This is a genomic window from Candidatus Paralachnospira sp. LCP21S3_A2 (assembly GCF_052118925.1).
GTDB lineage: Bacteria > Bacillota > Clostridia > Lachnospirales > Lachnospiraceae > Lientehia.
This window is the reverse complement of the sequence record NZ_JBQKGG010000007.1, coordinates 37,041-58,256: the sequence shown is the minus strand read 5'-3', so window position 1 is coordinate 58,256 and position 21,216 is coordinate 37,041. Positions and strand designations below refer to the sequence as shown.

General features: G+C 50.2%; 29 protein-coding genes and 1 pseudogene. 24 read left to right on the top strand and 6 right to left on the bottom strand.

The features are described 5' to 3' along the window. The first annotated feature begins 58 nt into the window (after positions 1-58). The 3 genes from ACTQ3K_RS07135 (at position 59) to ACTQ3K_RS07125 (ending at position 2,621) form a co-directional block, all read left to right on the top strand. On the top strand, positions 59-1,174 hold the full coding sequence (locus ACTQ3K_RS07135) for a hypothetical protein (protein WP_441566570.1): 1,116 nt from the start codon (positions 59-61) through the stop codon (positions 1,172-1,174). A gap of 79 nt (positions 1,175-1,253) precedes the next feature. Then, complete coding sequence (locus ACTQ3K_RS07130; protein ID WP_441566568.1) at positions 1,254-1,598, top strand: hypothetical protein; 345 nt, start codon at positions 1,254-1,256, stop codon at positions 1,596-1,598. Between the two features lie 12 nt (positions 1,599-1,610). Beyond that, on the top strand, positions 1,611-2,621 hold the full coding sequence (locus ACTQ3K_RS07125) for a type II TA system antitoxin MqsA family protein (RefSeq protein ID WP_441566566.1): 1,011 nt from the start codon (positions 1,611-1,613) through the stop codon (positions 2,619-2,621). Positions 2,622-2,693: 72 nt separating this feature from the next. On the opposite strand, the gene ACTQ3K_RS07120 is transcribed toward ACTQ3K_RS07125, so the two are convergent. The 6 genes from ACTQ3K_RS07120 to ACTQ3K_RS07095 form a co-directional block, all read right to left on the bottom strand. Beyond that, positions 2,694-4,676: a DNA polymerase gene (locus ACTQ3K_RS07120; RefSeq protein ID WP_441566680.1), complete on the bottom strand. Its 1,983-nt coding sequence runs from the start codon at positions 4,674-4,676 to the stop codon at positions 2,694-2,696. A 60-nt stretch (positions 4,677-4,736) separates the two neighbouring features. Further along, positions 4,737-4,952, bottom strand: coding sequence for a hypothetical protein (locus ACTQ3K_RS07115; protein ID WP_441566564.1), 216 nt, complete (start codon positions 4,950-4,952; stop codon positions 4,737-4,739). A 74-nt stretch (positions 4,953-5,026) separates the two neighbouring features. Then, positions 5,027-5,596 carry a DUF2815 family protein gene (locus ACTQ3K_RS07110; RefSeq protein ID WP_177965081.1) on the bottom strand — a complete coding sequence of 190 codons (570 nt, stop codon included), beginning with the start codon at positions 5,594-5,596 and terminating at the stop codon, positions 5,027-5,029. A 13-nt stretch (positions 5,597-5,609) separates the two neighbouring features. Further along, on the bottom strand, positions 5,610-6,731 hold the full coding sequence (locus tag ACTQ3K_RS07105) for a DUF2800 domain-containing protein (protein WP_441566562.1): 1,122 nt from the start codon (positions 6,729-6,731) through the stop codon (positions 5,610-5,612). Then, a complete protein-coding gene (locus tag ACTQ3K_RS07100) occupies positions 6,724-7,089 on the bottom strand; it encodes a hypothetical protein (RefSeq protein ID WP_441566561.1) in 366 nt (121 codons plus the stop codon). Before ACTQ3K_RS07100 ends, ACTQ3K_RS07105 begins: the two co-directional genes overlap by 8 nt. After that, the gene (locus ACTQ3K_RS07095) at positions 7,073-7,234 is read right to left on the bottom strand and encodes a hypothetical protein (protein WP_441566559.1); all 162 of its coding nucleotides are present in this window, start codon (positions 7,232-7,234) and stop codon (positions 7,073-7,075) included. Before ACTQ3K_RS07095 ends, ACTQ3K_RS07100 begins: the two co-directional genes overlap by 17 nt. A 257-nt stretch (positions 7,235-7,491) precedes the next feature. On the opposite strand from ACTQ3K_RS07095, the gene ACTQ3K_RS07090 reads away from it, so the two are divergent. The 21 genes and pseudogenes from ACTQ3K_RS07090 to ACTQ3K_RS06990 all read left to right on the top strand — a co-directional run bounded on the left by ACTQ3K_RS07090 (position 7,492) and on the right by ACTQ3K_RS06990 (position 21,216). After that, complete coding sequence (locus ACTQ3K_RS07090) at positions 7,492-9,024, top strand: primase C-terminal domain-containing protein (RefSeq protein WP_441566557.1); 1,533 nt, start codon at positions 7,492-7,494, stop codon at positions 9,022-9,024. Between the two features lie 6 nt (positions 9,025-9,030). After that, the gene (locus tag ACTQ3K_RS07085; RefSeq protein ID WP_441566678.1) at positions 9,031-9,765 is read left to right on the top strand and encodes a DNA primase family protein; all 735 of its coding nucleotides are present in this window, start codon (positions 9,031-9,033) and stop codon (positions 9,763-9,765) included. A gap of 186 nt (positions 9,766-9,951) precedes the next feature. Then, positions 9,952-10,161, top strand: coding sequence for a sterile alpha motif-like domain-containing protein (locus tag ACTQ3K_RS07080; RefSeq protein ID WP_441566555.1), 210 nt, complete (start codon positions 9,952-9,954; stop codon positions 10,159-10,161). After that, entirely contained in the window at positions 10,142-10,423 is a 282-nt protein-coding gene (locus ACTQ3K_RS07075; protein WP_099386417.1) for a VRR-NUC domain-containing protein, read from the top strand. The genes ACTQ3K_RS07080 and ACTQ3K_RS07075 overlap by 20 nt, the downstream gene beginning before the upstream one ends. After that, positions 10,404-11,780 (top strand): SNF2-related protein, encoded by a 1,377-nt coding sequence (locus ACTQ3K_RS07070; protein WP_441566553.1) that lies wholly within the window; start codon positions 10,404-10,406, stop codon positions 11,778-11,780. The genes ACTQ3K_RS07075 and ACTQ3K_RS07070 overlap by 20 nt, the downstream gene beginning before the upstream one ends. Beyond that, positions 11,767-12,051 (top strand): hypothetical protein, encoded by a 285-nt coding sequence (locus ACTQ3K_RS07065; RefSeq protein ID WP_441566551.1) that lies wholly within the window; start codon positions 11,767-11,769, stop codon positions 12,049-12,051. Before ACTQ3K_RS07070 ends, ACTQ3K_RS07065 begins: the two co-directional genes overlap by 14 nt. A gap of 3 nt (positions 12,052-12,054) precedes the next feature. After that, a complete protein-coding gene (locus tag ACTQ3K_RS07060; protein WP_441566549.1) occupies positions 12,055-12,486 on the top strand; it encodes a DUF1492 domain-containing protein in 432 nt (143 codons plus the stop codon). 120 nt (positions 12,487-12,606) lie between these two features. Beyond that, the gene (locus ACTQ3K_RS07055) at positions 12,607-12,972 is read left to right on the top strand and encodes an HNH endonuclease (protein WP_441566547.1); all 366 of its coding nucleotides are present in this window, start codon (positions 12,607-12,609) and stop codon (positions 12,970-12,972) included. Between the two features lie 109 nt (positions 12,973-13,081). After that, complete coding sequence (locus ACTQ3K_RS07050) at positions 13,082-13,552, top strand: phage terminase small subunit P27 family (protein ID WP_099386422.1); 471 nt, start codon at positions 13,082-13,084, stop codon at positions 13,550-13,552. Beyond that, positions 13,552-15,172 (top strand): annotated as a pseudogene (locus tag ACTQ3K_RS07045) (terminase large subunit). The gene ACTQ3K_RS07050 and the pseudogene ACTQ3K_RS07045 overlap by 1 nt, the downstream one beginning before the upstream one ends. Positions 15,173-15,189: 17 nt before the next feature. Next, entirely contained in the window at positions 15,190-16,533 is a 1,344-nt protein-coding gene (locus ACTQ3K_RS07040) for a phage portal protein (RefSeq protein WP_441566545.1), read from the top strand. Continuing rightward, on the top strand, positions 16,466-17,242 hold the full coding sequence (locus tag ACTQ3K_RS07035) for a head maturation protease, ClpP-related (protein ID WP_441566543.1): 777 nt from the start codon (positions 16,466-16,468) through the stop codon (positions 17,240-17,242). The genes ACTQ3K_RS07040 and ACTQ3K_RS07035 overlap by 68 nt, the downstream gene beginning before the upstream one ends. A gap of 14 nt (positions 17,243-17,256) precedes the next feature. After that, the gene (locus tag ACTQ3K_RS07030; protein ID WP_441566541.1) at positions 17,257-18,441 is read left to right on the top strand and encodes a phage major capsid protein; all 1,185 of its coding nucleotides are present in this window, start codon (positions 17,257-17,259) and stop codon (positions 18,439-18,441) included. Between the two features lie 69 nt (positions 18,442-18,510). Continuing rightward, positions 18,511-18,786, top strand: a complete 276-nt coding sequence (locus ACTQ3K_RS07025; RefSeq protein ID WP_278796349.1) for a head-tail connector protein — start codon at positions 18,511-18,513, stop codon at positions 18,784-18,786. After that, a complete protein-coding gene (locus ACTQ3K_RS07020; protein ID WP_278796350.1) occupies positions 18,786-19,127 on the top strand; it encodes a phage head closure protein in 342 nt (113 codons plus the stop codon). The genes ACTQ3K_RS07025 and ACTQ3K_RS07020 overlap by 1 nt, the downstream gene beginning before the upstream one ends. Further along, entirely contained in the window at positions 19,127-19,510 is a 384-nt protein-coding gene (locus ACTQ3K_RS07015) for an HK97 gp10 family phage protein (RefSeq protein ID WP_278796351.1), read from the top strand. The genes ACTQ3K_RS07020 and ACTQ3K_RS07015 overlap by 1 nt, the downstream gene beginning before the upstream one ends. A 2-nt stretch (positions 19,511-19,512) precedes the next feature. Next, positions 19,513-19,692 carry a hypothetical protein gene (locus ACTQ3K_RS07010; RefSeq protein ID WP_441566538.1) on the top strand — a complete coding sequence of 60 codons (180 nt, stop codon included), beginning with the start codon at positions 19,513-19,515 and terminating at the stop codon, positions 19,690-19,692. Further along, entirely contained in the window at positions 19,682-19,999 is a 318-nt protein-coding gene (locus tag ACTQ3K_RS07005; protein WP_334336471.1) for a hypothetical protein, read from the top strand. The genes ACTQ3K_RS07010 and ACTQ3K_RS07005 overlap by 11 nt, the downstream gene beginning before the upstream one ends. Positions 20,000-20,017: 18 nt before the next feature. Then, positions 20,018-20,614, top strand: coding sequence for a major tail protein (locus ACTQ3K_RS07000; protein WP_441566536.1), 597 nt, complete (start codon positions 20,018-20,020; stop codon positions 20,612-20,614). 54 nt (positions 20,615-20,668) lie between these two features. Then, positions 20,669-21,049: a hypothetical protein gene (locus ACTQ3K_RS06995; protein WP_099386431.1), complete on the top strand. Its 381-nt coding sequence runs from the start codon at positions 20,669-20,671 to the stop codon at positions 21,047-21,049. Beyond that, positions 21,046-21,216, top strand: coding sequence for a hypothetical protein (locus ACTQ3K_RS06990; protein WP_300782455.1), 171 nt, complete (start codon positions 21,046-21,048; stop codon positions 21,214-21,216). Before ACTQ3K_RS06995 ends, ACTQ3K_RS06990 begins: the two co-directional genes overlap by 4 nt.

Sequence of the window (21,216 nt, the reverse complement as noted above, 5' to 3'; positions counted from 1 at the left end):
GAATAGTAGGTGCCGGGAATAATCTTCCGGCACCTACTTTGTAGAGAGGGAGAAGCCTATGGCAAATAGCAAGAAGCTTTCACAGTGGCTTCGGAATCCGTATACTGGCGAAGAGATAGAAATAACAGCGACTACCGAAAATGCGCTCAATAACAAATGCGAGAAGCAGATTAAAGCATGGGAAAAAGAGCAAGCAGAGTGGGAGCGCCGACAGTATGTTGCTGAACAATATCAGAATGTACAGCAGATGGATGAAGAAAACTCGCGGCTGATTCAAAATTTGCGATATCATATGCTGTCCTATATTAAAAGATGGTCGTCTTATCGCTACTATGATGGGTTGAAGAGAAACCGAAGGTATTCAGACATATCTGCTCCGCCAACATTGAAAGAAGTCAATAGGGATCTTAAGGTTCCATGGAAAATCGGCGTGGTTGAATTCTTTTCCGAAGATAGAAAGAAGAGGAGATTAGCTGCAGAGAAGAATGCTCAGCGTGAATTGGAAAAGCGTATGCAGGAATATATGGACCGTGCTGCAGCGTATGAAAAGAAAAATGCTGAGTATAATGCTACGATAGATAAAAGAAATGAGCTATTCACATCTGGAGATTCACGTGAAGTCGCTGAGTTCTTTGCATGGGTTATTGAGCAGGATTGCAGCTATATTGAGGGATATTATATTGGTGTTCAACCAGAAAAGTATTTGTTCTATGATCCCAAGAAGAAGATGCTTGCTGTGGACTTGAAACTGCCTTCTATGAGGAGAGTTCCTGACGTTGAAACCTATGAGTATGAAGAAAAGAAGGACACTATCAAAGCGCATAGAATGAATCAGAGTGACTTCAAATCATTTTATGGACACATTATTTGTGAGATAGTACTCCGGGTTATCTGCGTCCTATATGAATCAGATGAGTATAATTTGCTTGATAGCATTGTCTTGAACGGATACAGGGTTTTTCTTGATAGAAGCAGAGGAAAGCACATCAATGATTGCATTATAAGCGTGGATTTTAGTAAAAAGGATTTTGGAGAACTGTATCTCCGAAATGCCGATGGAGAAGCAGTTGTCAGAAGGATAAGTAAGAGTGTGCCGAGTGATTTTACTGTAGAGCCAATACATATTAAGCCGATTTATGATAGTGGAATTTTGAATGTGTTCTACGTTAGATAAGAAATGCGGTCATATGACCGCATTTTCCTTGACTTTTTAGGATCCAAGAGTATAATATAAAGTACACGGAGGTGACTGAGTGAGTAATCAAGCGAGCACATCGGACATCTCATCATTTCTCGCTCAGGCGAAAAGGCTTATTGCAGCGGGGGATTATGTATTTGTACCGAGAGGAAAAAATCTACAAGCCCTATCAGATCATGGACTTACTATTAAAGATGCGAAAGACGAAATGCTTGGGTTAATGGTCGGAGATTACTTCAAGGGGCCTAAGCAAGACTTTGATAGAAGTCAGCCTGGAGACATTTGGGAGTTTAAGAAAACTGTTGATGGCGAACAGTTTTATGTGAAATTGAAAATACAAAATCGAAATGGGAAGGATATCCTCAAATGCCTAAGTTTCCATGAGGATGATTATAGTTAGGCAAAGGAGGTGATGGCAATGATGGATTATTGTGAAGTATGTGGAAGAGAAGTTGAAACTAAGATAATTACTCGGAAAGAGATCTTTAATGTATGCGGAGAAGACATTGAAGTCGATGCCCAGGTGATGGTCTGTGCTGAGTGCGGCGAAGAACTTTTTAACGAGGAGCTTGATTCTGCGACACTCATCAATGCCTACAATGAATACAGAAGGCGTCATAAGCTTCTCCTACCGGAGGAAATAAGAAAGATAAGAGAACAGTATGGGCTTAGTCAAAGAAGTTTTGCAAAGCTCTTAAACTGGGGCGACAAGACTATTCGCAGATATGAGAATGGCGCTGTTCAGGATCGAGCACACAATAGTTTACTGCTCTTCTTACGCGAGCCTGAAAACATGCGCACCTATCTTACTGAGAATGAAGTTGCTCTTGAGGAAAAACAAGTAGTCAAATTGCTTGATACAGTCGATAAACTGGAGCAGGATACTGATTTCAGAGTAGGCAGGCGCTATTTTGATTTATTCTTTTCCAGGATACCATGTGAGGAAAACGGCTTTAAGGGATTTGATTATGAAAAACTCTGTGCGATGGTTTTGTTTTTTGCGCATAAGAGTGCGGGCTTGTTAAAAACAAAGCTTATGAAATTGCTCAATTATTCGGATATGATTTTCTATAAAGAAAACGGATTATCTATTTCCGGATTAAAGTATGCCCATCTTCCATATGGACCGGTCCCTGACAATTTCGATATGATTTTGGGAAAGATGGCAGCAGATCATATTGCTCATATTGAAGTGTTTTATGATGGAGCGTATGAAAATCATCAGGTTGTTCCCGAATGCGATGTTCCTGAAGGAGTTCTTTCAGACGAAGAGATCGAAGTTCTTACACGTATTTATGAGAAGTTTAAGAACTTCGGATCTGCGGAGATATCCAACTATTCACATAGGGAGACAGGATACAACGCTACGAAAACAGGACAAATTATTTCCTATGCATATGCGATGGATATCAATCTGAACTAACAACGCTGAACTAAGAACCACAAACAGTATAGCGGCTCTCCGGCGATGAACCGGCAGGCCGCTATTTTTGTGTCAGTCTTTTTTATAAAAATTGGTTTCGTAGCCGTCGGCACGGAGCAGGATGTCCGGCATCCAGTTCGGCGATCTGCCCATCTGCTTGCAGATCACATTCAGGTCAACGTCAGGGCTGCATTCGATAATCAGCTCATCATGAACATGACCGACGATAAAGCAGTGCCGGAGCATCTTCATGGCGTAGCAGAGGATGTCGCGGCTGACAGCCTGGACGATGTTCTCCACGAACTTCGGACCGTAGGATTCGATACGTTCCCACTTCTTTGTGGATCCAACTCCTTCATAGGTGACGGATTCGCCGCCATACTGGTTTTCTCCGATACGGGGTTTCACGTAGGAGAGCAGTCGGCCTGAGGGAAGCTTGATGAACAGCATGCCGCTTTTATAAAAGAAGCGGATCCCGCGCACTTCGGTCTGGATGCGCTGTGTGATTGTGGTTTTGACGGCGCGGTCGATGTCCCACCAGAATGCGGTGATCATCGGGTTGGAGTTCCGCCAGGAGTTGACCAGCGGCTGCAGTTCTTCTTCGGTCAGTCCCATTTCCAAGGCTCCCATTGATTTCAGTGCTCCGACACTGCCGCCATATCCGAGAGCCAATTCTGCGATTTTTCCCTTCTGACGGAGATGACCGTTGATACCGTGCTTTTCTACCGGTACGCCGAACATCTGGCTGGCAGAGGCACAGTAGATATCTTTGCCTTCTGCGAATACCTTGGAACGCCAGGTCTCACCGGCAAGGTAGGCCAGCACTCTGGCTTCGATGGCGGAGAAGTCACTGACAATGAATTTGTATCCGGGACGGGGAACGAAGGCTGTCCGGATCAGCTGTGACAGTGTATCCGGGATATCGTCATAGAGCAACTGCAGGGTATCGTAATCGCCGGCTTTCACAATGGCTCTGGCCTCTGCAAGATCCGGCATGTGGTTTTGCGGAAGGTTCTGTAACTGGATCAGTCTGCCTGCCCACCTGCCGGAGCGGTTGGCTCCGTAGAACTGGAACATACCGTGAGCTCTGCCGTCTTTGCAGACAGCGTTCTGCATGGCCAGGTATTTTTTTACGGAGGATTTTGCCAGCTGCAGGCGGAGCCTGAGGGCTTCTTCCACTTGACCGTCGGTATCGTCAATCAGCTTTGCCACATCCTTCTTTCCGAGGGATTCGGCTTCCACGCCGTTCTCAGAGAGCCAGGCCTTCATCTGAACCACACTGTTCGGATTCTCTACGCCGGTGATGTCCTGCATGGTTTCGGAGAGGGCAGCTTTGGACCGTTCATCAAAGGTGATGGCGTTCTCCACTACATCCATATCCAGGGCGATACCTCTGTCATTGATTTCCTGATCGAGATGATACTCGTCCCAGATAAAGTCCGGGACAGGGTATTTCGACAGGCGCTTCTGTATCGCCATTTCCACTTCCACATCACGCTTATTGTAGGATTTGAAGAGTGACCACTTCTCCGGATCATGTTCCGGAAGGTTCCGGGTACGTCCGCCATTGCTTTTGGTCGGTTTGCAGGGACTGCAGAAGTAGCGGATCAGGTCTTTGCCTTCCTTCAGCTTCTGATCCTGCAGCTTCAGGACGGCTCCGACACCTTCCAGTGAGAGCGGAAGTCCCATATAGGCTGACCAGATCATGGTGCATTTCCAGGATGCCGGATCCAGATACTGACCGGCAGGATCCTCCGGGATACTGTAGCCGGTGAAGTATTCCGGGTGATGCTTCCTCAGCCAGTTGGAGAGACAGATGCGCTCAAAGGAAGCGTTGAAAGCCCACTTGGTTACATTTTCATCAGATAATGCTGCAAGGATCCATTCCGGAATGGTGTCGCCGCAGGCAAGGTCGTATACCGTGACGGGGCCACCATCCACAGAGACTCCGAAGAGCAGTATCTCAAATCCTTCAGACTCAGCGTACTTGTAAGCACCGCATTTGGTGATATTCACGTCGCTGTAAGTCTCTAAGTCGATTGACATTTCTTTCATCATCATTGTCCTTTCTATGAAAAGAGAAGCGGCAGAACATGCCTGCCGCCTCCCGTCTGTTTAACTTCTATCTTCCAACATCTTCTGGTATCTGAGCTCTGTTTCCTTGCGTTCCAGCTCATCCTTTGCCTTCTTGCGTTCATATTCTTCCTTGTCCTGCTGCTTGATCTGAAGCATAAAGCGGATGCCGTAGATAACGCCGATCAGGAAAGCCAGGATAAGGCCGCAGCTGAAGATGTTACCGATAAGAGTTACTACACTGTTTGCAAATTCCATGATTATTACCTCATTCTTTCTGTAGATAGTCGCAGGCAGCGGCGGTATTGCCGCCACCTGCATTGGTTGTCAGGTTAGTCGAGGAAATCATCCTCATCGTCTGCCGTTGCAAAGTCATCCTCAGCTCTGGACTTGCCGCCGAGAGGTTCACCGTCGCGGATCTTCTGAAGGTTGTTCAGACCGCAGGCGATACCCTTGTTGCCGTTGCTGTTGAAGGCGTACAGGTTGATGCTGGCTCTGCCGTACACGCCGGAGTAGACTTCGGAACGTTCCAGGATCGGCTGTCTGTCCGCATCCACGATGCCGGGAGCCGTTGCGCTGTTGGCGTTGATGAAGTAGGCGTTCTTGTAAGCCTCATCATCCGGTCTCTCCAGATCACCGTCACGGAGAGGTGTCTTGATAGCGGAGAGGGCAGGAACGGACTTGCCGTTGCCCTTCAGCTTGCTCTGACCTTCTTCATAGGCTGCCTGAATGGCTGCCTTGATCTTTGCGACCGTCGCGGTATCGGACTTCGGAATGATGAGCGACACGCTGTACTTCGGAGCACCGCCGTTGATGCTCTTCGGATCCCAGACATTCGCATAGCTCCATCTGGTGTTTACGCCTGTGATTACCTTTGTCGGAATTGTTACCTTGTTTGCCATGATTTTTTCCTCCTTATTCTTCACTAAAATCATCTTTGGCTGTGTTCAGTGCCGGTCGTTTGTCTGACTCCGGCACAAGTGTCGGTTTGCCCTGCGGCTTTGTGATGAAGCCGGACAGGAGTTCGTTGAACTTCTTCTTACCGAGAAGAGAAGTCATTGCTGTGATTCCCAGAAGCTTCTTTTCATATGGATCGAAGCCTGCAGCTTCTACCGTGGATGCGACTGCATTCTCATCGGAGTATTTACGGTTCGATTTGCCTTCCACGACTTTGAAGCCGGGATACTCAACGCCGCTGAGTGCCTGCTGGAGTGCATATTCTTTGATGTCGTTTGCCCAGGCGACCAGATCATCGATCCGGGGAAGGATGGCAGCGATTTCTGCTTCATCCAGGTTGGGCGGCATCTCGAAGTCATACTGCGCGAGCTCCAGGTTGTGTTCGGCACGCTTACGGCAGGTTGCTTTTGCTTTGCAGAACTGGCAGTGGTCTCCGGCGTTGAATTCGCCTTCGCCGTTGTAGGCCAGAGCTGCGGTGGGTTTTAAGATTTCATCAGCCCATTTCATCAGATTGTCTCTGCTGATCTCATAGGTACTGATGTTGTCCCGGCGAGGTTGGAAGATTGTCATGCGGATGGTCTGGATGCTGTAGAGATATTCATAGGTATCCAGAGCGCCTAAGGCATAACACATCATCTGCGGATTCTCTTCGGCATCCACCAGGACACCGAGACCGTATTTGAAGTCAATGATATGCAGCACATCATCCGCGATGATCACGCAGTCGCCGGTTCCGAAGCCTTCCGGTACCCACTTGGAGAAATCTAGCTTTTCTTCGATCAGGATCAGCGGGTCGGAGCAGTGTGTCTTTGCTTCTTCAATCTGCTCTGCGACGTAGGCTGCATACTGATCGGTGCAGTCGTCCATCTCCGTATCGAACCAGGTCAGGTTCTCTGTCGGATCCTCAGGATTCCTTCCCAGAAGCTTCTCCACCTTGTATTCGCAGAGGGCGTGTGCATCAGTTCCCTGCTGGGCGTAAGGACTGCCGCTGTCATTGATGCCGGCACACAGCTTTGCACTGGGCGGGCAGGCGAGCCATCTGTGGCTTGCGGAGGCGGAAAGATATGCGTGCTTAGGCATCGGTTAATCCTTCCACCTCTTTGACAAGTGCCGCGTAGTCCTTCGGATCCACATTGGTAAGGCTGCCTCCGTTGCCATACTTCTGAACGATCGCTTTGACATCTGCTTTGAAGCGGCCTTCTGCTTCTTTTGCTTTCTTTGCGAGGATCCCTCTGACTTCTTCCTTGGAATACTGCTTTTCGACAGGTGCTTCCGCAGGAGCGGGATCCTGTTTCTTTGTCTTCTTCTCAGGCTTTGCCGGAGCTGCTTCTTCGGTTCCGGAATAGAATTCCTTCAAAGCTCTGCCGGTCTCAGCCAATGTTTCTCCGCAGCTGATCAAGTTGTCGATCATGGCGGAGAGTTCACTCATTTTGCTCATCGCATTTACCTCCGTTTTCGTGATTCTGTTTTCTCAGGTTGGCAGCCAGTCGTTTCGCTACAACGCTGATGGCGATCAGTGTGTCGATCAGCTCTTCATCGATAGCCTCATCCGGCTGGCTGTTCACAGTAGATTCTTTCTGCATCTGCAGCACCTCTCTTTCCGATTGGCTCTTGGCCTTTCTATCTTCCTAAGCGGGTTTAGGAATGGTTTTTCCGGTCGGAGGGAATAATTTTTGAAAAAGGTTGCCGGTGGCGTGTCGCTATAAAAAGGAAGCGATTCGCTGCCGGCTTATTTTTGGTGAAAGAAATTTGCGGGCTGACCGGAAAATCTGAGTTGCAGGGCGCTTAGGAAGTTAGGAGGACTCTATGCCCTTACTTTTTAAGAAAAGAGGTTTGAAGTATGCAGATAACCATGTTTACAGCAGACTGTACCGGGCAGGCCGCGAACTGCAGCTATCCGAACCGGAGGGTGGTGACCACGCCGGAGGAAATGCAGGAAGCAGTCCGGTTCGATCATGTCTGCGCAGAGTACAAAGGGAACTATCGAAGCATCGGAAACTTCACCAGATCGGATGTGGTGGTGATGGATATCGACAATGACCATACCGAGGATCCGGCAGAGTGGATCACGCCGGAAAAGCTGGATGAGCTGCTTCCTGACATTTCCTATGTAATTGCCTTCAGCCGGAACCACATGAAGGTGAAGGACGGAAAGGCGGCAAGACCGAAGTTCCATGTGTATTTCCAGATCACGGAGACGGCGGATGCAGGCTGGTATGCAGCGCTTAAGAGAGGGATCAAGAAACGCTTTGACTTCTTCGATGGAAATGCGTTGGATGCTGCAAGGTTCATCTTCGGAGCGGATGCCGGTGAGGTGGTCTGGCATGAGGGATGGATGACTATTGATGAAGAAGTCGAGCCGGACTATGAAGAGTCGAAAAACGAAAATGCCGGCAGCAGCACCGGACCGATCCTGGAAGGCAACCGGAACAATACGATGAGTCGCTTCGCCGGGAGAGTTCTGAAGAAGTACGGCGTGACGGACAGGGCAAGGGAAGCGTTTGAGCTTCATGCGAGAAGATGTGATCCGCCGCTTCCGGAGGATGAGCTGAACACGATCTGGAACAGTGCGGTGAAGTTCTATAAGAACACAGTCTGTACGCAGCCTGGATATGTAGAGCCGGATGAGTATAATTCGGAATTCGATTCCCTGAAGCCGGAAGACTTCTCCGATATGGGAGAGGCAAAGGCCTTGATCAAGGAATACCGCGATGAGCTTCTATATACGGATGCCACTCAGTTCTTAAGCTATGACGGCATGTGCTGGAGAGAGAATCGGCAGAAAGCTGTGGGAGCGGTTGAAGAGTTTCTGGATATGCAGCTGGTGGAGTCGAGGGATCAGTTTGAAACAGCGGTTGCTCATATGCTGGCAGTGGATCCGTCATTGGATGAGATTACGGTCCGGAAGGGCGGCAGGGCGTTAGAAAAACTGATCACACCGCAGAATGCGGAAGCCTTTGGAGAACTGCAGGCTGCAAGAGCATATTACGGATTTGTGATGAAGTATCGGAATTATAAGCACATCGCAGATACTCAGAACACAGCGAAACCGATGGTGGCAACGGACATCAATCTGTTCGATGCTCAGGAGAATTACCTGAACACGCCCGGCGGCACCTGTGACCTTGTAAAAGGCGTGAACGGCATGATGCCGCACAAAGCAACGGATCTTCTGACAAAGATTACGAATTGCACTCCGGGCGAAGATGGTAAGCAGCTCTGGGAGGATGCGCTGCAGCTGTTCTTCTGCGGAGATCAGGAACTGATCGAATATGTGCAGATGACGGTCGGCATGGCAGCGGTCGGGAAGGTTTATGTGGAAGCTCTCATCATTGCCTATGGTGAAGGCCGGAATGGTAAGTCTACGTTCTGAAATACGATATCCAGAGTCCTGGGAACTTACTCTGGCGCGATGTCGGCAGATTCCCTTACTGCGAACTGCAGAAGGAATGTAAAGCCTGAGATTGCGGAGCTGAAGGGGAAACGCCTCATTATTGCGGCGGAGCTGGAAGAGGGAACAAGGCTTTCGACTTCGATCCTGAAGCAGCTGTGTTCTACGGACCAGATCAGAGGTGAGAAGAAATTCAAGGATCCTTTTGATTTCACTCCGTCACATACGGCGGTGCTTTATACCAATCATCTGCCGAAGGTCAGTGCATCGGACGACGGTACCTGGAGAAGACTGATTGTGATTCCGTTTCACGCAAAGATCGAAGGATCTTCTGACATTAAGAACTACGCGGATTACCTGTACAACAATGCGGGACCGGCGGTTATGAGCTGGATTATCGAAGGAGCCAGGAAGGTGATCGAGCGCGAGTTCAAGATCGATCCGCCGAAGGTGGTGGCAAACGCTATTGCAGAGTACCGCGGAATGAACGACTGGCTGACGCATTTCCTGGAGGACTGCTGTGTGACCGGTGACGACCTGGAACAGAAGTCCGGAGACCTCTATCAGGAGTACAGGGCATATTGTCTGCGTACCGGTGAGTATGCACGTAACAATGCTGACTTCATTGCTGAGATCGAGAAGCGCGGTTTTATGCGCAAAAAGAAAAAGTCCGGTATGTGGGTGCAGGGATTGCAGCTTAAAGACACGGACTTTGCGGATTGATGTGAACCGGTGCAGGACGAAAACGGGGATTATCTCTGTTTTTGTCCTGCACTGAAGCTAAAAGGTGCAGGGTATGCAGGATGTTTACATTAATACGCGTACAGGGAAAATCTTGAAAAAATTCCTGTAGAGAGGGTTATGCGGCGTCATGCACACCCTGCACCATCATTTGATGGAGGTATAGCGATGAGCTTTTACAGATGGATATTAAAGAAGCACATAAACACAATGGCACCGGTGGGCGACCTTGCGAGAGACATGAAAGAAGACAGCGAATTTCCACGTGACGGAGGAAAGAAGAAAATCCGTCAGTACCTGGAAGACTGTCACGCCTGCAGCGGATGCATGGACGCATTTGATGAAGCGTGGGCTGAGTATGCGAGAGAAAGAAGTTGAGAAAAAGCTGGTGCTGGCGGTCAAGTCCAGAGGCGGCATCTGCCCGAAGTGGGTGTCGCCGGGATTTGACGGAATGCCTGATCGGATCGTGCTTCTTCCGGGAAGACATTTTGGACTGGTGGAGGTCAAGGCTCCGGGTGAACGTCCGAGACCGCTGCAGGTTTCACGGCACCGGCTTCTGATGAGATTAGGTTTCCGGGTTTATGTACTTGATGATCCGGAGCAGATTGGAGGAATACTGGATGAAATACAATCCACATGATTATCAGATATATGCGATCAATTTTATAAAGGAGCATCCCATAGCGGCAATCCTGCTGGATATGGGTATGGGCAAGACCAGTATCGTGTTGGCTGCACTGAACGATCTGATGTTTGACAGCTTTGATGTGACGAAGGTTCTGATCATCGCGCCGCTTCGAGTGGCGAAGCATACCTGGTCAGCGGAAATACAGAAATGGGATCAGCTGCGTGGGCTTCGATATTCCATAGCGGTTGGTACGGCGGCAGAGAGGATGAAGGCGCTTCAGGCGGATGCGGACATTTACATTATCAACAGGGAGAATGTTCCCTGGCTGATCGAGAAGAGCGGGCTGCCGTTTGACTACGATATGGTGGTGATCGATGAGCTGTCATCCTTCAAGAACTGGCAGACGAAGAGGTTCAAGGCACTGATGAAGGTAAGGCCGAGAGTGAAATGGATTGTGGGATTGACCGGCACTCCTTCCAGCAATGGTTTGATGGATCTCTTTGCAGAATACAAGGTTCTGGATATGGGAGAGAGACTTGGAAGGTTTATCAGCCAGTACAGAGTCGAGTATTTCGTGCCGGATCAGACAAACGGTCCGATCGTTTACAACTACCGGCTCCGGAAGGGTGCCGATAAGAGGATTTATGACAGGATCTCCGATATCACGATTTCCATGAAGGGAACCGACCACCTGCAGATGCCGGAACTGATCAACTCTGAATATCCGGTATATCTGGATGCGGATGAGCGTGAGAAGTATGAGGCGATGGCCAGCGACCTGGTGATCAATCTTCCGGGCGGTGAAGTTACAGCTGCCAATGCAGCGACGCTTTCCGGGAAGCTGACACAAATGGCGAATGGTGCTGTCTATTCCGATGCCGGCGGTATCGAGTTCATTCACGATAAGAAGCTGGATGCTTTGGAGGATATCATCGAAGCGGCAAACGGCAAGAGCATTCTGGTGGCGTATTGGTACAAGCACGATCTGACAAGGATCATCGACAGGCTGGAAGCCCTGGGTGTGAAGTACGGAAAGCTGGATTCGGATCAGAGCATTGAGGACTGGAATGCAGGAAGACTGGAGGTAGGACTGATACATCCGGCTTCTGCAGGTCACGGACTGAATCTCCAGAGCGGCGGCAATACGTTGGTGTGGTTCGGTATGATCTGGAGTCTGGAGCTCTACCAGCAGACAGTAGCCAGGCTTTGGAGGCAGGGTCAGGAATCCGGGACAGTCGTGGTGCAGCATATTATTACAGCCGATTCGATTGATGAGCGAATCATGAAGGCACTTCACGCAAAGGGCAATACGCAGGCCAGACTGATCGATGCCGTGAAAGCGGAGGTAAGTGCCTATGGCAGGAAATAAGAATCTTGCAGAGGATCCGTATGAGCGATTAGCGAATGCAATCATTCTGCAGGCGGTCGCTGATTACAGGGTGGCGCTTAAGAAGATCAAGGCACATCCGAAGGATCGAAAAGCAATAGATGAGGCTTTGGAAATCGAGAGGTTCTTCCGTTCCGGCTGGTACAGCCAGCTGACAAGCGTGGACGGTGAATACCTGATCAAGAGGCTTCAGGACGAAGTGAGACAATCAGAGTCAATCCGAGGGAGAAAAAATAAATCCAATCGGAGGTAGCTTATGAACAGACATCAGCAGGAAGCCAAGAAATATTTATCACAGGCTTTCGGTCTGAACCAGCGGATCGAGAGCAAGCTGGGACAGATCGAAGATCTTCATGACCTGGCCACCAAAGCAACGGCGACATATTCGGATATGCCGAAGAGCCCGAACAGGGATGGCTCCAGAATGGAAGATGCCATTATAAAAATCATCGACCTGGAGAACGAGATCAATCAGGATATGATGAAGCTTGTGGAACTGAAGAAGGATATCATCCGCAGGATCAAAGCAGTGGAGAGCGCGGAACTTCAGACAATACTGGAGCTGCGGTACCTGTCCTATATGCGATGGGAAGAGATCGCCATTGAGCTTGGGTACGGAATCGATAATGTATTCCGTCTTCACAGGAATGCCCTGGATGAAATAACGATTCCGGAAACAATACAGTAAAATCAAGTTCGATACAGTAAGCCTATGTGATAATGTTAAACTGGCAAAAGCGAAAGATGAGAGAGCCGTTGCGGAGCAAGATACCGTGGCGGCTTTTTCTATGGGAAAGAAGGTGGAACGATGCCAAGGAAACCGAAGCATCCATGCTCTTATCCCGGATGCCCGAAGCTGACAGACAAGAGGTTCTGTGAAGAGCATGAGAAGCTGAGCAACAGTAATTATGAGAAGTACGGCAGAGATAAGTCTACGAAGAAGAGATATGGACGTGCATGGAAGAGGATCCGTGACAAGTACGCTGCGGAGCATCCCTTCTGTGAGATGTGTTTTGAACGTGGGATTATCGTGCCGACTGAAGAGATCCACCACAAGCTGCCTCTGAGTGAAGGTGGTACGCACGATCGTAGTAACCTGATCGCGCTGTGCAAGTCGTGTCACTCAACCATACACGCGAAGAGAGGGGACTACTGGGGAAACCATCGCGGGTAGGGGCGGGTGAAATCTCTACAGGTGTGGCTCCCAGGGAACGGCGCGGGGGTCACGCGTGCAAAATCGCGAAATGGAAAGTGAAATTTGGAAGGAAGGAGGGCGATGCTCTATGGCTGGAAGAAAGCCGAAGCCTACAGCTGTAAAAAAGCTGGAAGGCAATCCGGGAAAGAGAAAACTGAACACAAAAGAACCGAATCCGGGTAAGGGAATGCCCGACTGCCCTGCATGGTTATTGCCGGAAGCTAAGACGGAATGGATCCGGTTATCGGAAAAGCTGAATCAGATGGGAGTGCTGACGGAGATCGACCGGTCTGCATTTGCAGCCTATTGTCAGTCCTATGCCAGATGGAAAGAGGCTCAGGAGCATATCAATTCCGAGGGTGCCACCTATGAAACAGAGAATGGGATGCAAAGACCGAATCCGTGGGTTGCGATCTGCAACACGGAGCAGAGGCTTATGATGCAGGCAGCATCCGAGTTCGGACTGACTCCGTCTGCCAGATCGAGGATCATGGCGGCATCCGGTGTTGGCAAGGATGAAGAGGATGAGATGGAGGCATTACTTGGGGGTGAGGCTTAATGGCTGAGAGAAGACCTGCGGGTTATCCGAAGCTGAAGAATTATAAGCCGTCAAGGTTCATGCTTCCGACATCTCATTATGATAAAGCGAAGGCTGACAGGGCTGTGAAGTTCATCGAGAACCTGTGCCATACCAAAGGAAAATGGGCTGGCAAGAGGTTCTGGCTGCTTCCCTGGCAGGAGCAGCTGATCCGTGACATCTTCGGGATCGTCAAACCTGACGGGTACCGGCAGTTCCGAACAGCCTTTGTGGAAATATGCAAGAAGGTAGGTAAGAGCGAATTGGCAGCAGCCGTCGCTCTTTATCTTTTATATGCGGATAACGAACCATCCGCTGAAGTCTATGGCGCTGCCGCTGACCGGCAGCAGGCCAGTATTGTTTTCGATGTGGCAAGGCAGATGGTGGAGATGTCGCCGGCGCTTCTGAAACGGTCGAAGCTGATGACGGCAACAAAGAGAATCGTGAATTATGGAAATTCAGGATATTACCAGGTGCTCAGTGCAGAGGTCGGGGGTAAGCACGGATTTTCGGTAAGCGGATTGGTGTTTGATGAGATCCATACACAGCCAAACAGACAGCTGTATGACGTTCTGACGAAAGGATCATCGGATGCCAGACAGAATCCGCTGCATTTCATTATCACCACGGCAGGTACGGACAGACATTCCATTGCATATGAGCTTCATACGAAGGCGGTGGATATTCTGGAAGGCCGGCGTGTGGATCCGACTTTCTATCCGGTGGTCTACGGGCTGAAGGATGATGAGGACTGGGAGGATGAAGCGAACTGGTACAAGGTCAATCCTTCCCTGGGATATACGGTCGATATCGAAAGGCTCAGGGATGCCTACCGGGAAGCAAAGCAGAATCCGGCGGATGAAGTGACCTTCAAATGGTTGAGGCTGAATATGTGGGTTTCAAGTACTGTGGCATGGATACCGGATTCGATATTCATGAAATGAAGAGATCGACCTGGCAGCTCTGGAAGGCAGGGACTGTTACGGAGGTCTGGACTTGTCCAGCACAGGAGATATCACGGCTCTGGTTCTGATGTTTCCTCCGAGAGATGAAGATGAGAAGTATATCCTGCTTCCGTTTTTCTGGGTACCGGAAGAAACGATACCGCAGAGAGTGAAGGCAGCATCCGTTCCTTATGACATCTGGGAGAAGCAGGGATACCTGTTATCGACCGAGGGCAATGTGATCCATTATGACTTCATTGAGAAGTTCATCAATGACCTGGCGGAGAAGTACCACATTGTTGAGATCGCAGTGGACAGGTGGAATGCCACACAGATGATCCAGAACCTGGAAGGCGATGGCTTCACGATGGTTCCGTTCGGCCAGGGCTTTGTTTCGATGTCCGGACCGACAAAGGATTTTTATCGTCTGCTCATGGAAGGCAAGATCATTCACGGAGGCCATCCGGTTCTCAGGTGGATGGCTGGCAATGTGGTAGTCGATACGGATCCTGCCGGGAATATCAAGGTAACGAAGGCAAAATCAAAAGAGAAGATTGACGGCATTGTGGCTGCAATCATGGCACTTGACCGGTGCATACGCAATCAGACGGAGCCGCAGGGGAGTGTTTATGATGAGCGCGGATTACTTGTATTTTGACGAAGGAGGGAATTGCGATGGGAATACTGAGCGGTCTATTTCGGAGCAGGGATAAGCCTACAGACAGGACTGCAGGAAGCAGTTACAGCTTCTTTTTGGGAGGTACTTCAAGTGGCAAGTATGTGACGGAACGGTCTGCGATGCAGATGACGGCGGTGTACTGCTGCGTAAGGATCCTGTCGGAGGCGGTGGCAAGCCTGCCATTACAATTTTACAGATATACCGATGATGGCGGTAAGGAGAAAGCGGTGGAACATCCGCTTTATTTTTTGCTCCATGATGAGCCGAATCCGGAGATGACTTCCTTTATCTTCAGGGAGACTCTGATGACGCATTTGCTCCTGTGGGGCAACGCCTACAGTCAGATCATCCGGAACGGTAAGGGTGAAGTCGTGGCTCTGTATCCGTTGATGCCGGATCGGATGAAGGTGGATCGTGATGAGCATGGAAGGCTCTATTACGAATACACAGTCTATGATTCGGACGATGTGGACGGCAGGAAGGGAACCAACAAGGTTGGAAGAACCGTAAGACTTCAGCCTCACGATGTGCTGCACATTCCGGGGCTTGGCTTTGACGGATTGGTTGGGTATTCACCGATTGCAATGGCGAAGAATGCGATCGGCCTGGCAATCGCCACGGAAGAGTATGGCAGCAAGTTCTTTGCGAACGGTGCGGCTCCTTCCGGTGTACTGGAGCATCCGGGGACTATCAAAGATCCGAGCAAGGTGAGAGAAAGCTGGCAGGCTACCTTCGGAGGAAGCGGCAATGCAAATAAGATTGCTGTTTTGGAAGAAGGCATGAAGTACACGCCGATTTCCATTTCACCGGAGCAGGCCCAGTTCCTGGAGACAAGGAAGTTCCAGATCGATGAAATCGCAAGGATCTTCCGTGTGCCGCCTCATATGATCGGTGACTTGGAGAAGTCCAGTTTCAACAACATTGAGCAGCAGTCGCTGGAATTTGTGAAGTACACGTTGGATCCCTGGGTAAGCCGCTGGGAGCAGGCAATGGTGAGAGCCTTGCTGACTCCGGATGAGAAGAAAAAATACTTCTTCAAGTTCAATGTGGATGGTCTGCTCAGAGGTGATTACCAGAGCAGGATGAACGGCTATGCGACAGCCAGACAGAACGGCTGGATGTCAGCCAATGATATCCGTGAGCTGGAGAACCTGGACAGGATCCCGGCGGAACAGGGCGGTGATCTGTACCTGATCAATGGAAATATGACGAAGCTGGAGGATGCCGGAATATTTGCGGCAGGCAACAACGGAAAGGAGGAAGGAGATTCCGATGAAGAAGTTTTGGAACTGGAAAAGCAGGAAGATCAGAGACCAGGCTTCAGGCGAAGAGGTCAATGAAAGAGTGCTTTTCCTGAATGGAACCATAGCAGAAGAGAGCTGGTTTGACGATGATGTCACGCCGGCTCTTTTTAGAGAGGAACTGAATGCCGGGACAGGAAACATTACGGTCTGGATCAACAGTCCGGGCGGTGACTGCGTGGCGGCAGCTCAGATCTACAACATGCTGATGGACTATAAGGGCGATGTCACGGTGAAGATCGATGGCATTGCGGCATCGGCGGCAAGCGTGATCGCGATGGCAGGGACGAAGGTGCTCATGAGTCCTGTGAGCATGATGATGATCCACAATCCGGCAACTATCGCTTTTGGCGATACGGCGGAGATGCAAAAGGCAATCAACATGCTGGCTGAAGTGAAGGAATCCATCATGAATGCTTATGAGATTAAGACCGGCATGAGCAGGACGAAGATCTCACATCTGATGGATGCGGAGACCTGGATGGACGCACATAAGGCGGTGGAGCTGGGCTTTGCGGATGATGTACTGCAGAGAGCGGATGCATCGGAAGGCGAAGACCTGGAAACACCGGAGGTATCGATGCTCTATTCTAGGGCGGCAGTGACCAATTCGTTGATGGATAAGATCGCGGCGAAATGTCACATCAAGGCACCGGACAGCGGTGCAGCAACTGAACAGACAACGGATAACGGGCGTTCCTGTGATGAGATCAGGGAACGCCTGAACTTTATCAAGAGATTCATTTAAGGAGGAATCGAGCTATGACTATCAAAGATATGATCGAGAAGAGAGCGAAGGTGTGGGAGACCGCGAAGAACTTTGTGGATACCCACGAGAATGAGAACGGCGTTCTGTCTGCGGAGGATAACGCGACTTACAGCCGTATGGAGCAGGAGATCGAGGATCTGACAGCGGCGATCGACCGTCAGCAGAGAGCCGAGGCAAGAGAGGCGGCGCTTAATCAGCCTATCAATACTCCGCTTACCGTAAGACCGGCAAAGCAGGTGGAGGAAAAGACCGGGCGTGCTTCCAATGCGTACAAGGAAGACTTCGGAGCTCATCTCCGCGGTAAAAGACTTGTCCACAACGTCCTTTCCGAGGGTGTGCAGGCAGACGGCGGCTATCTTGTTCCGGAAGAGTTCGAGCGTCAGATCGTGACTGGTCTGGATGAGGCAAACGTGGTGAGAGGCCTTGCGAAGGTCATCACTACCAGCGCCGAGAGAAAGATCCCGGTTGCGGCAACTCACTCTACCGCACAGTGGACGGCAGAGAACGGTGCTTATACCGAGAGCGGTCCTACTTTCGACCAGAAGACCATTGATGCCTTCAAGCTGACTGACCTTGTGAAGGTTTCCATCGAGCTTCTGCAGGATTCCATGTTTGACCTGGAGTCTTACATTGCCGGTGAGTTCGCAAGGGCATTTGGTATTGCGGAGGAAGAGGCTTTCTGTGTCGGTACCGGAACCGGACAGCCTACCGGTATCTTCACTGCGAACGGCGGAACCGTAGGTGTGACTGCAGCAAGCGCAACGGCGATCACGGCGGATGAGCTGATCAACCTGATCTATTCGCTGAAGAGCCCTTACCGCAGAAACGCGAAGTTCCTTATGAATGACGCGACGGTATCCATGATCCGTAAGCTGAAGGACAAGAACGATGCTTATCTCTGGCAGCCTTCCCTTCAGGCAGGTGAGCCTGACAAGCTTCTGGGCTATGACCTTTACACTTCTCCGTATGTTCCTACGGCGAAGGCGGGAGCTCTGACTGTGGCATTCGGTGATTTCAAGAATTACTGGATCGCTGACAGATCCGGCAGAACGGTTCAGAGACTCAATGAGCTCTACAGCACCAACGGCCAGGTCGGCTTTGTTGCGACGGAGCGTGTTGACGGCAAGGTGATCCTTCCGGAAGGTATCCAGCTCCTGAAGATGAAGGCAAGTGCCTGATCGTAAGAACCAGTAATGACGGCGGCAGTACAGATGATTGTGCTGCCGCTAATTTGTGAGGTGATGCAGATGACTGTGACTGTGGAAGAGATGAAGAGCTATCTCCGGGTTGATTTCGAGGATGACGATTCCCTGATCGAAAACTTCATAACGGCGGCAAAGAAGCAGTGCATGGATATCCTGCGGACGGACGATGAGGCGGATCTGGATGCGGCTCAGAACGGAAAGATCGCTGTGATGTTTACAGTGGCTTATCTGTATGAGCACAGGGAAGAAGCTGATCATCATGCGATGGATCTGACTCTTCGGGCTCTGCTGTTCGGCAGCCGGAAGGAGGGATTCTGATGGATGTGGCAGCACTCAGATCAAAGGTGACGTTCCAAAAGAATGAGACCGTGACCGACAAGTACGGTAATCACAAGAATGCCTGGACGGACTATTATACCTGCTTTGCCACAATCGGCGGTGAAGGGCTGGCCAGTTCCAAGGAAGAACAGACTGCCGGAACTACGGTTGAGGATTTCAGCATGACGGTCACCATCAGGTACTGCCGGAAGGCTGCTGCAATCGATTCCACGCATTTCCGAGTGATGTTCATGGGTGAGATCTACAACATCGTGAACATCGATCATATGAACTTTCGGAAGAAGTCACTGAAGTTCACCTGCAGGAAGGAGCGGCGCTGATGGCACAGACGATAAAGATTGACCAGCTGGCGGATACCGTGATGAAGGGTATGGAAGAATACGCGAAGCTTGCTGCGGAGGACCTGAAGAAGGATGTCCAGAAAGCAGGTAAGACCGTAAAGCAGCAGATCGAAAGCACGGCTCCGAAGAAGACGGGAAAGTATTCCAAGAGCTGGGCGGTGAAAAAGACCAGGGAAACGTCCGATTCCATCCAGATCGTGGTGCATTCCAAACGGTACCAGCTGACACATCTTTTGGAGTTTGGCCATGCGAAGCGCGGCGGTGGAAGAACAAGGGCGTTCCCTCATATCGCACCAGCGGAGCAGGCGGGCATCGAGCAGCTGACAAGGGATATCGAGCGTGACCTGCAGAAAGGCGGTTAGTAATGATGGAGATATTGCTTTTGTTATTCGTGATCGCTCTTGGGATTGCGGTGATCGGCGCTACCGTTTACCACGGTACCCGAAGAGGCGAGGATTGTCATGGTTATCCGTATAACTGCCCGGCCTGCCGTCATGCTGCGGAATGCATTATCGAGATCGGGAGGAAGAAGGATGACGCATGAAGACGTAATGCAGATGCTGGCTGAAACGGAGATCCCTTTTGCGTATGACCATTTCGCGGAAGGGGAAAGTCCTGATCCGCCATTCATCTGCTTTTTATTTCCGGGTTCGGAGAACTTTGCTGCGGACAACGTGGTATATATGGAGTTTTCCAACCTGAGCATTGAACTTTATACCGATGAGAAGGATCCGGAACTGGAAGACAGGGTTGAGGCGGTGCTGAATGCCCATGAGCTGTTCTGGAACAAATCGGAGGTATGGATCGAGTCAGAGAAACTATACGAAGTGCTGTACCAGATGACGGTATAGCGGAAAGAGAGGTTTATTATGCCGAGTACAAACAACAAGGTGAAGTTCGGCCTTAAGAACTGCCATTATGCGAAGGCGACACTTGATCCGGATACCAATGCCGTGACATTTGGTACGCCTGTCGCAATTCCCGGAGCTGTGAATCTGTCTCTGGATCCTGAAGGGGATACCGAGCCGTTTTATGCGGACGATATGGTGTATTACACCACAGTGGCCAATAACGGCTATTCTGGTGATCTGGAGATCGCGCTGATCCCGGACAGCTTCAGGAAGGACATCCTGAAGGAAACTGAGGATACGAACGGTGTCCTGGTAGAGGATTCCACGGTGGAGCCGGAGCATTTCGCTCTGCTTTTCGAGTTCTCCGGGGACAAGAAAAAGATCAGGCACTGCATGTATTACTGCACTGCCGCAAGACCGACCATCGAAGGCAAGACCAATGAGGACTCCAAGGAAGTCCAGACAGAGTCTTTGGAGATCACGGCAACATCGCTTCCGAGCGGTCTTGTGAAGGTTAAGACCGGGGCAAACACAACGGATGAGGTCTACAACGGCTGGTATTCTGCCGTTTATCAGTCTCCGACAACGGAACCGACTGAGCAGGGACAGGGTTAATGTGTGGGGCAGGGCTTCGGCTCTGCCCTTTACCTTAGATTGGAGGAAAGTGAAATGGCACTTACAAAGACAGTGAATATTGATGGCAAGGATGTTACCTTCAGGGCTTCCGCTGCCATTCCAAGAATATACAGGAACAAGTTCCACAGGGATATTTATAAGGATCTTCACGATCTGCAGAAGAGCATTGATGAGAACGATCCCGAAAACTCCGCACTGGATTCTTTTTCGCTGGAGCTGTTCGAGGATATCAGCTACATCATGGCGAAGCATGCGGATCCGCAGGGAGTTCCGGATACGCCGGATGAATGGCTGGATCAGTTCGGGACATTTTCCATTTATCAGGTGCTTCCGGAGATCATCGAGCTCTGGGGACTGAATGTGCAGACGCAGGTGGAGAGTAAAAAAAACTTCGAGCGACTGACCGGGAAATGACAACGCCGCTCCTTTTGTTAAGGGCGGTGCAGCTTGGTGTGCAGATCGGGGAGATGGATCTTCTGACGATCGGAACCATCAACGATATGTACACGGAAATGCAGAACGATGAGAACCAGGGAGCATACAGCACTCTGGCATCTCAGGATGATATGGATCGATTTTAA